The sequence below is a fragment of the Collimonas fungivorans genome (assembly GCF_028292705.1).
Taxonomy (GTDB): domain Bacteria; phylum Pseudomonadota; class Gammaproteobacteria; order Burkholderiales; family Burkholderiaceae_D; genus Collimonas; species Collimonas fungivorans_B.
The window spans coordinates 1-9,989 of record NZ_JAQGLV010000349.1; the positions used below are offsets into that span (position 1 = coordinate 1).

Below are 9,989 nucleotides of genomic sequence, written 5' to 3' on the forward strand. Positions count from 1 at the left end.
CGAAACCGGGCAGCAGATCTTCCGTCATGGTCAAGGCCTGCGCCGCCAGCAGCATCTCGACGCCGATGATGTATTGCGTGTTCGCCACCACCGTCGCCGCCTTGCGCGCGCACCAGGTCGAGTTCGAAACGTGGTCTTCGCTGTTGCCCTTGGCCGGGATGCTGTCGACGCTGCCCGGCATGCACAGGGTGCGGTTTTCCATCACCAGCGAACTGAGCGAACATTGCACCACCGGATAACCGGTATTGACGCCGCGCACGCCGCTCATCAGGTTGCGCGGCAAACCCCACGACAAGGTCGGATCGATCAGGCGCGCCACGCGGCGCTCGCAGATGCTGCCGAGGTCGGTGATCGCCATGGCCAATAAATCCATTGCCTGCGCCAGGTACTGGCCGTGGAAATTGCCGCCGGAGATGATCTCGAAGCCGCCGCCTTCTTTATCGAAGATCAGCGGATTGTCGGTGGCGGAGTTGATTTCCTTGTCGACAATGTTGTCGATGTAATCAAGGGCGTCGAATACAGGGCCGTAGACTTGCGGCGAGCAGCGCAGCGAATACACATCCTGGATACGGGCTGAGTAAGGGATATCGGTGCGGCGCAGTTCTTCCGGAAACTGCACGGCGCGTGCTTCATGCGTGGTGCGGGTCGAACCGGACAGCAATTTGCGGATAATGGCGGCGGTCTTGATCTGGCCGGCGTGCGGACGCGCTTGCTGGATACGGTGATCGAACGCCGCCATTTCAGCGCGCATCGCTTCCAGCGTCAGGCCCAGCGACAGACAGGCGTCGCTCAGCAGGTTGCGGGCGTCGTGGGCCACCAATACCGCCACCGCCAGCGAGGCGGTGCAGCCGTTGATCAGGGCCGAGGCATCCTTGGCTTTTAAGTCAAATTTGACCGGGCCGACGCCGGATTTGGTGATGGCTTCTGGTGCGCTCATGCGCTGGCCCTGGTACATCACTTCGGCTTCATCGAAACCGGCAATTGCTGCCGCCAGGTAGGACAGTGGCGCCAAATCGCCGGAAGCGCCGACCGAACCCTTCTGCGGCATGATCGGATGGATGCCGGCGTTCAGGAAAGCCAGCAGGCGATCCACCACTTCCACTCGCGGCGCCGAATAGTTGCTGGCGAAGGCATTGGCGCGCAACAGCATGGTGGCGCGGCTGACTTCTTCCGAGAACGGCTCGCCGATGCCGGCGCAGTGGGCCTTGATCAATTGGGTCTGGAACAGCTCGATGTGTTCGACCTTGATGCGCGTGTCCTTCAACAAGCCGACGCCAGTGTTGAAGCTGTACATCATCGGCGCTTCGTCGTGCATCCAGGTCGCTTCGATGTAGTCGCGGCTTTCTTTCAGGGCGGCGCGCGAGGTGTCGGCCAGGGCCACCGGCAGGTGCGGTGCGCGGGCGACGTCGACCACTTGCTGCGCAGTCAGGTTGAAGCCGTCGATGGTGATGGTTTGGGACATGAAAACTCCAGATTTAAATATGGGAGGACGAGCGCAGAAGCCGCTTGAGCATGACTGCTCAACCAGCTTCCGGCTTCCAGGATGAGAAAGAGATACCCGCCCGGCTTACTTGGCGCCGGAGGTATACCAGGTACCGATCAGGGCTCGCTCTTCGTCGGTGATGTGAGTCAGGTTAGCCAGCGGCATCGCCTTCAGTTGCACGGCTTGCTGGTAGACCTTGTCGGCATGTTGCCGGATCTGGTCTGCAGTCTGCAGCATCACGCCGGCCGGCGCCGTGGCAAAACCCGGCTGGGTCGGCTGCGCCGAATGGCAGGTGGCGCAACGCTGGCCGATGATTTCCTGGATATGCGCCATGTCGGCGCTCGGCGCCGCAACTGCTGCAGCAGCGCCGGCCACGGCAGCCTCTGCCTTGGCCACAGGCGCAACCGGCGGGATCGGGCGTGGCGCAATCGCAATCGCCACCGCCAGCAGCAAGGCCACGCCGGCAATCGGATAACCGAACGACACGCGGCCGGCATGGCGCAGGTTGAAGAAGTGGCGGATCAGGGCGCCGGCGGCAATGATCGCCGCCAGGATCAGCCAGTTGTACGGATGGCTGTAGGTCATGCCGTAGTGGTTGCTGATCATGATGAACAGCACCGGCAGCGTGAAGTAGTTGTTGTGCACGCTGCGCTGCTTGGCTTTCTTGCCGTAGATGGGATCCGGCGATTTGCCGACGCGCATCGCTTCCACCAGCTTGCGCTGGCCCGGGATGATCACCATCAGCACGTTACCCACCATCATGGTGCCGATCATGGCGCCGACATGGATATAGGCGGCGCGGCCGCTCAGCAGGTGCGACAGCACATAAGCGGCGGCCACGATGAACAGGTACATGACGATGCCGAGCAGGCCTTCGCGCTTGCCCAGCGGCGAACGGCACAGGACGTCGTACACGGTCCAGCCGATCACCAGCGTGCCGAGGCCGACGCCGATCGCCTGCCAGGTGCTGAGGTCAGCCACATCCTTGTTGATCATCATCGCCGAGGCATTGAAGTAATAGACGATGAACAGCATGGCGAAGCCCGACAGCCAGGTGGCGTAGGCTTCCCATTTGAACCAGTGCAGCTCTTCCGGCAGTTCGGCCGGCGCCACCAGGTATTTTTGCGGATTGTAGAAACCGCCGCCATGGACCGCCCACAATTCTCCGGACACGCCTTTCTTGGCCAGGTCGGAGCCGGCTTTCGGCGGCCGGATCGAATTGTCCAGCCAGACGAAATAGAAGGACGCGCCGATCCAGGCGATGCCCGTGATCAGGTGCAGCCAGCGGACCAGCAGGTTGAGCCATTCGACCCCGTACGAAACTAACAATGCATCCATGTCTTCCCCAACGATTATTACTCGTCTGCCACCGCGGGCTCTGCAAACGATAGAGGTTATTTCGCTTTATATTTGAACCGATAACTGCGTTGCTTCGCCTTGTTCTCGCTTCAAATAAAAACCGAAGTATTTACCTCCAACACGGCCGCGAGCTCAATAAGGCCTATCTCAGCTCCGCTACGACCAACATGATCGGATAAGCAAGATACCTGCCTGCCCAGCCTTCATTATTCCCCTGCCTGCGCTCTCAAATTAAAAGCGTGCCAGATTCACGCAAGATAAACGTATTGCGCTATCAAAACATGGATTTTCAGATATATTTGACATACTCATATTCATATAACAAAATGAACTCTGATAATACCTAAAAATAGTAGGAGACAACATGGCCAAGCTGCCGGACCACCTGGATATCCACCTGATACGCATCCTGTATCTGCTGCTGTGCGAAAAGAACGTCTCGCGCGTCGCCCTCAAGCTCAACCAGCCGCAACCGTCGATCTCGGCCTCGCTGCGCAAATTGCGCGAACTGACCGGCGACCCCCTGCTGGTGCGCGGCGCGCGCGGGATGGTGCCGACCCAGCACGGCGAAAGCCTGCTGAAGCCGGCCAAGCGCATCCTGGAAGAAACCGAGCGGCTGTTTGTGCAAAAAACCGCCTTCGTGCCCCAGGCTGAAGCACGCACCTTCCACATCGCCGCGCCAGATTACATGAATACGCCGTTCTTCTTGGAAGTGGTGGCGCGCCTGCGCCGCGAATCGCCCAAGAGCCGCATCGTGATCCATGCCCTGGGGCCGGAAACCGACTACGTGCGCCTGCTGTCCGACGGCGACCTCGACCTGGTCATCGCCAACTGGGACGAGCCGCCGCCGCACCTGCACCTGTCCAAGCTGTTCGACGATCCCATCGTCTGCCTGATGCGCGCCGACAGCGCCTACGCCAAGCGCACCGCAGCGGACCAGATGACAGTGGAAGACTACCTGTCGCTGCCGCACGTGGCGCCATGGCAAGTACTGCCCGGCTACCACGGCATCATCGATTCCTTCCTCGACAGCCAGAACCTGAACCGCAACGTGGTGGTCGAATCGGCCTACTTCGGCATGCTGCCCTATATGGTGGCGCAAACCGACCTGGTGCTGACCACCGGCCGCCAGTTCGCCCTTTTTTATGAAAAGACGCTGGCGCTGAAAAGCTTCACCCTGCCGATCAAGTTCCCGCCCATGCGTTTTTACCAACTATGGCATGAACGCGTACACCAGGCGACCGAGCATAAATGGCTGCGCGAACAGATCGGGATTGCCGCCAAGTCAATGCTGTCCAAGTAGTCCGACATATATCCAAATACGTAAATCAACTATCAGTCAGTATATATATCGTGAAGGGCTGGGCAAAGTAGTATCGGACAGCGCAAGCCCTGTCCATGTGGCAGGAGATTTGTGAGGCTGTTGCGCACTGGTCCGGCCGGGCAGGAAATAAAAACGCCGGATCGATGTCGCCGCAAGCACTAAAATAACCGCACCCAGGAGACACACGATGAACAGCAGCACAGATCCGGTAGATGAAAAACTCCCCGTAGGAAAACTCGCTGCGCTTGGCATGCAGCACGTGCTGGTGATGTACGCCGGCGCGATCGCCGTGCCGCTGATCATCGGCGGCGCCCTCAACCTGGCCAAAAGCGATATCGCCTTCCTGATCAGCGCCGACCTGTTCTGCTGCGGCCTGGTGACCCTGATCCAGAGCCTGGGCTTCTGGAAATTCGGCATCAAGATGCCGGTGATGATGGGCGTCACCTTCGCCGCCGTCGGTCCGATGGTAGCGATGGCCGGCAACCCGCAGCTGACGATTGTCCATATCTACGGCGCGGTGATTGTCTCCGGCATATTCTGCGTCTTTGCCGCGCCCTACATGAGCCGCCTGATGCGCTTCTTCCCGCCGGTGGTGACCGGCACCGTGATCAGCGTCATCGGCATTTCGCTGATGGGCGTAGGGATCAACTGGGCGGCCGGCGGCCAACCGGTGATCGGCACCCTGGTCGACGGCGTCTTCACCAAGATCCCCAATCCCGACTACGGCTCGCCGACCAGCCTCGGCATCGCGCTGGTGGTGCTGATTTCGATTTTGCTGATCACCAAGTACGTCAAGGGTTTTATCGCCAACATCTCGGTGCTGAGCGGCATGATCATCGGCTTCATCATCGCCATGGCGATGGGCAAGATCAGTTTCTACGGCCTTGGCAATGCCGAATGGTTCGCCTTTATCCGGCCCTTCCATTACGGCTGGCCGAAATTCGACATCGGCTCCATCCTCAGCATGTGCCTGGTCATGATCGTGACCATGATCGAATCGACCGGCATGTTCATCGCCCTCGGTGAAATCGTCGGCAAGAAAATCGACGACAAGACCCTGGCGCGCGGCTTGCGCGTCGACGGCTTGGGCAGCGTGATCGGCGGCATCTTCAATACCTTCCCCTATACCTCGTTTTCGCAGAACGTCGGCCTGGTCGGCGTCACCGGCGTACGCAGCCGCTATGTCTGCGCCGCAGCCGGCGTGATCCTGATGCTGTTCGGCCTGTTCCCCAAAATGGCGCACGTGGCTGCCTCGATTCCCCAGTTCGTGCTGGGCGGCGCCGGCATCGTCATGTTCGGCATGGTGGCGGCGACCGGCATCAAGATCCTGTCGAAGGTCGATTTCCAGCACAACCGCAATAACCTGTTCATCGTCGCCGTCAGCTTCGGCGCCGGCATGATCCCTATCGTGGCGCCGACCTTTTTCGACAAGATGCCGGTATTCCTGTCGACCATCCTGCACAGCGGCATCTTGCTGGCGTCCAGCATGGCGGTCTTGCTGAACCTGTTTTTTAACGGCAAGGGGTCCAGCGAAGACAGCCGCGCGCATGCGCTGGCGGCGGCGCAAAGCTCCGATCACTAAGTTGTTTTTGCAGTAAATTGAAGTAACGTGGGTCCAACCCGTATTTGAAATGGCAGCGATTTAACCGAGGAAGAAGCGGGTCGGACCCGCCGATGACACAAATGACAACTTTAGAACAATTGAACAACAGCGATGTAACGGCATTCGTGGCGACGCTGCACGGCATCTACGAGCACTCACCGTGGATTCCCGAACGCGCCGCTGCGCAGCGGCCGTTCGCCAACATCACCGCCTTCAAACTGGCGATGCAGGCAGTCGTCAGCTCGGCCACCAGGGAAGAACAGCTGGGCCTGATCCGCGCCCACCCGGAGCTGGCCGGCAAGGCAGCCATTTCCGGCGAACTGACAGCCGAGTCGACCGGGGAACAGGCCAAGGCCGGGCTCAATAATTGCAGCCCGGAAGAATTCGCCGCGCTGCAAAAACTCAACGCCGATTACAACAAGAAATTCGGCTTTCCGTTCATCCTCGCGGTCAAGGGCGCCGACGGCCAGGGCCTGTCGCGCCAGGCCATCATCGCCACTTTCAGCCGGCGCCTGAAAAACCAGTTCGACGACGAGCTGGGGGAAGCGCTGCGCCAGATCGGCCGCATCGCCGAAATGCGCAGCAACGACCTGCTCGGCTATGCGCCGCAGCTGGGCCAGACCATCATGCAATGGGCAGAACAGATCGGCGCCTGGAGCGATGACGAGAGCGGCCTCACCTGCGCCTACATGACCGACGCCCACCGCCGCACCGCCGCGCAGATTGCCGGCTGGATGCGCGAAGCCGGCATGCAGGCCGAGACCGATGCAGTCGGCAACGTGGTCGGCCGCTACCTGTCGGACAACCCGGCCGCCAAGACCCTGATGACTGGCTCGCATTACGACACCGTGCGCAACGGCGGCAAGTACGACGGCCGCGAAGGCATCCTGCTGCCGATCGCCATCGTCAAGCACTTGCACGAACGCGGCGAAAAGCTGCCCTTCCATTTCGAAATCGTCGCTTTCTCGGAAGAGGAAGGCGTACGTTTCAAGAGCACTTTCCTCGGCAGCAACGCCATCATCGGCCAGTTTAACCTGGAGCTGCTGAACACGCTCGACCGCGACGGCGTCAGCATGCGCGACGCCCTGCTGCAAGCCGGCCACGACCCGGCGGCGATTCCCGCTATCGCCCGCAATCCCGCCGATTTGCTGGGTTACGTCGAAGTCCATATCGAACAGGGGCCGGTGCTGCTGCAGCGCGACCTGCCGGTCGGCATCGTCACCTCGATCGCCGGCAGCTGCCGCTACATGGTGCAGCTGAAAGGCGTCGCCAGCCACTCCGGCACCACGCCGATGCCGATGCGCAAGGACGCCGCTGCCGCCGCTGCCGAAATCCTGCTGTACGTGGAGCAACGCTGCGCACAGGACCAGCATGCATCGCTGGTGGGTACCGTCGGCCAGCTGCAGGTGCCTAACGGTTCCACCAACGTGATTCCAGGCGCCTGCGTATTCTCGCTGGATATCCGCGCCGCCGACGACGCCATCCGCGACGCTGCCGTGGAAGATGTCCTGCGCCATATCGAAACGGTGTGCGAACGCCGCTGCATCGAAGCCAATGTCGAGAAGATGGTGTCGGCGCCGGCCGCGCCGTGCGCTTCGTGGCTGATGGAGCAGTTGTCGGCCGCCACCGAACGCGCCGGGGTCAAGCCGTTCAAGCTCGCTTCCGGCGCCGGCCATGACGCCATGACCATCGCTAAAATAACCGACGTCGCCATGCTGTTTACGCGTTGCGGCAACGGTGGCATCAGCCACAATCCATTGGAAACAATGACTGCGGACGATGCCGAAGTATCGGCGCAAATCTTGCTGGATTTCCTACGCCGCTTTACACCCAAGCCTTGAACCAGCGTATCTGGATCTGACTGGATCAAACGCAATGTCTAAAACCTTACTGATAAAAAATGCGCGCGTGGTCGTCACCATGGACGAAACGCGCCGCGAGATAACCGGCGGCGCAGTCTTCATCCGCGACAACGTGATCGAACAGGTCGGCAACAGCGCCGACCTGCCGCAAACTGCCGACGAAGTCATCGACGCCGGCAATCACGTCGTCATCCCGGGCCTGGTGAATACCCATCACCATATGTACCAGAGCCTGACGCGCGTGATCCCGGCGGCGCAGAACGGCGAGCTGTTCAACTGGCTGACCAACCTGTATCCGATCTGGGCCAACCTGACGCCGGAGATGATCCAGGTCTCGACCCTGACCGCGATGGCGGAACTGATCATGTCCGGCTGCACCACCAGCAGCGATCACCTGTACATCTATCCCAACGGCTGCAAACTCGACGATAGCATCGAAGCGGCGCAGCAGATCGGCATGCGCTTCCACGCCGCGCGCGGCTCGATGAGCGTCGGCCAGTCGAAAGGCGGCCTGCCGCCGGACCGCGTGGTGGAAGATGAAAAAACCATCCTGCAAGATACGCAACGCCTGATCGAGACCTACCACGACAGCAGCCGCCATGCGATGCAGCGCATCGTGGTGGCGCCCTGCTCGCCGTTTTCGGTGTCGCGCGACCTGATGCGCGAATCGGCCTTGATGGCGCGCCATCATGGCGTCTCGCTGCATACCCACCTGGCGGAAAACGTCAACGACATCGCCTACAGCCGCGAGAAATTCAACATGACGCCGGCCGAGTACGCGGAAGACTGCGGCTGGGTCGGCCATGACGTCTGGCATGCGCACTGCGTCCAGCTCGACGATGAAGGCATCTACATGTTCGCCCGCACCGGCACCGGCATCGCCCACTGCCCCTGCTCCAACATGCGGCTAGCTTCCGGCATTGCACCGATCCGCAAGATGGTCGACGCCGGCGTGCCGGTCGGCATCGGCGTCGACGGCTCGGCCTCCAACGACGGCGCCCACATGCTGGGCGAAGTACGGCAAGCGATGCTGCTGCAGCGGGTCGGTTTCGGTCCGGACGCCATGACCGCGCGCCAGGCGCTGGAACTGGCGACGCTGGGCGGCGCCAGGGTGCTCAATCGCGACGATATCGGCGCCTTGACGCCGGGCATGTCGGCCGACCTGGTGCTGTTCGACCTGAACAAAGTCGGGTTCGCCGGCGGCTGGCACGATCCGGTGGCGGCGCTGGTGTTCTGTACGCCGGCCGATGTCGCCTACAGCATCATCAACGGCCGGGTGGTGGTGCGCAACGGCCAGTTCACTACTGTCGATCTGGGCAATGTACTGGAGCGCCACAACAAGCTGGCGTTGTCGCTGGCTGAAGCTGCAAGCTAAAACAGTCGGGGCGGCGATGCTCTGTTCCCCCACAGCTGCGATAAGCAATCGCGTCGTCAAGGCGATGCGATTGCTTCTGAAATCTTGGATTTATTGCTTGTGCTAAATACCTGTCCGCCGAGATAGGAAAAATAAAGACGCTTCTGGCTCACTGCAAACAGCAGGCGGTGAGAACGCAGAAAATCCGCGCCCAGCAGCATCTCGGGCTGATCGTGGAGCATGGTATTGGTTGCGGCGATATGGTTTGAATCCGATCGCGCCGCCCCGTACATATCCATGATACGAATCGTGGGATGGCTGATCGTTTCATCGCCGATGGCAAAACTTTCAAACGGCGCCAGCCAGATCTGCGAGCGATGTTTTCCAACTCCTGAACCGCTGCCTGCTGCCGCCACTCCCGGCGATTGCGTAGTAATCCCGGCGCGCGCCGCGGCGGCAAGATCAATGATTGAGGCAAACGCGCCGCTGTCTATTACGGCGCGTACTTTTTGACCGTTAACCTCGACCGTCACCACCTGGCGCAGATCGTTGGGAGCCATCGCTTGCATGGCGGTGTTCGACGCGTTCTCATCCCAATAGGCTAAAAAGGACTGGTCGCAAGCGCTCGGCTCGAAAAACTTGATTTGCCGGTTCGCCATCGAAATCTCCACATCCTGGCGAAACAGGGTATCGGCGCCGACCAGCGCGCCATAATTCAGGGATTGATCCAAATCCCATATGACGCCCAGGTGCACACGATGCCAGGCCAGCTTGCCGAATGAAAAATCGTCGAGCAACGCTGTGTATGACCTGGATTCGCCACCCGTACCAATGCCGTAAGCATTGGAATGACTGAGCGCCAGCCCCAGTTTCTCCGCTGCCTGGCGCGTAATCAGGGTGTGCTGCGAGCCGCTGTCGATCATCATCGCAGTGGCGTTGCCGTTCATGCCGCCGTCAATGCTGACAAAACCGTTCACGAATTTGACTGGAAACGTAGCGAAATT

Annotated in this window: 7 protein-coding genes; 4 read left to right on the top strand and 3 right to left on the bottom strand. The window is 60.5% G+C overall.

Annotation, left to right across the window (positions count from 1 at the left end):
- The coding region (hutH, locus tag JWQ61_RS19570) for a histidine ammonia-lyase (protein WP_304361974.1) at positions 1–1,462 on the bottom strand (1,462 nt) is incomplete at its 3' end.
- A gap of 105 nt (positions 1,463–1,567) precedes the next feature.
- Entirely contained in the window at positions 1,568–2,821 is a 1,254-nt protein-coding gene (locus tag JWQ61_RS19575; protein WP_304361975.1) for a urate hydroxylase PuuD, read from the bottom strand.
- 385 nt (positions 2,822–3,206) lie between these two features.
- On the opposite strand from JWQ61_RS19575, the gene JWQ61_RS19580 reads away from it, so the two are divergent.
- The 4 genes from JWQ61_RS19580 to JWQ61_RS19595 all read left to right on the top strand — a co-directional run bounded on the left by JWQ61_RS19580 (position 3,207) and on the right by JWQ61_RS19595 (position 9,006).
- Positions 3,207–4,145 (top strand): LysR substrate-binding domain-containing protein, encoded by a 939-nt coding sequence (locus tag JWQ61_RS19580; protein WP_120234689.1) that lies wholly within the window; start codon positions 3,207–3,209, stop codon positions 4,143–4,145.
- A gap of 208 nt (positions 4,146–4,353) precedes the next feature.
- A complete protein-coding gene (locus JWQ61_RS19585) occupies positions 4,354–5,748 on the top strand; it encodes a nucleobase:cation symporter-2 family protein (protein ID WP_304361976.1) in 1,395 nt (464 codons plus the stop codon).
- Between the two features lie 101 nt (positions 5,749–5,849).
- Positions 5,850–7,610 (top strand): allantoate amidohydrolase, encoded by a 1,761-nt coding sequence (locus JWQ61_RS19590; protein WP_304361977.1) that lies wholly within the window; start codon positions 5,850–5,852, stop codon positions 7,608–7,610.
- 34 nt (positions 7,611–7,644) lie between these two features.
- Positions 7,645–9,006, top strand: coding sequence for an 8-oxoguanine deaminase (locus JWQ61_RS19595; RefSeq protein WP_304361978.1), 1,362 nt, complete (start codon positions 7,645–7,647; stop codon positions 9,004–9,006).
- A gap of 56 nt (positions 9,007–9,062) precedes the next feature.
- Here JWQ61_RS19595 and JWQ61_RS19600 read toward each other — a convergent pair.
- Positions 9,063–9,989: retropepsin-like aspartic protease (locus JWQ61_RS19600; RefSeq protein WP_304361979.1), on the bottom strand; the 927-nt coding region annotated here is incomplete at its 5' end.

What these genes read in the sequence shown, in the direction of transcription:
- JWQ61_RS19585 (WP_304361976.1), top strand. Translation starts at nt 4,354, where the DNA reads ATGAACAGCAGCACAGATCCGGTAGATGAAAAACTCCCCGTAGGAAAA.
- JWQ61_RS19590 (WP_304361977.1), top strand. Translation starts at nt 5,850, where the DNA reads ATGACAACTTTAGAACAATTGAACAACAGCGATGTAACGGCATTCGTG.
- JWQ61_RS19595 (WP_304361978.1), top strand. Translation starts at nt 7,645, where the DNA reads ATGTCTAAAACCTTACTGATAAAAAATGCGCGCGTGGTCGTCACCATG.
- JWQ61_RS19575 (WP_304361975.1), bottom strand. Translation starts at nt 2,821, where the DNA reads ATGGATGCATTGTTAGTTTCGTACGGGGTCGAATGGCTCAACCTGCTG.
- JWQ61_RS19580 (WP_120234689.1), top strand. Translation starts at nt 3,207, where the DNA reads ATGGCCAAGCTGCCGGACCACCTGGATATCCACCTGATACGCATCCTG.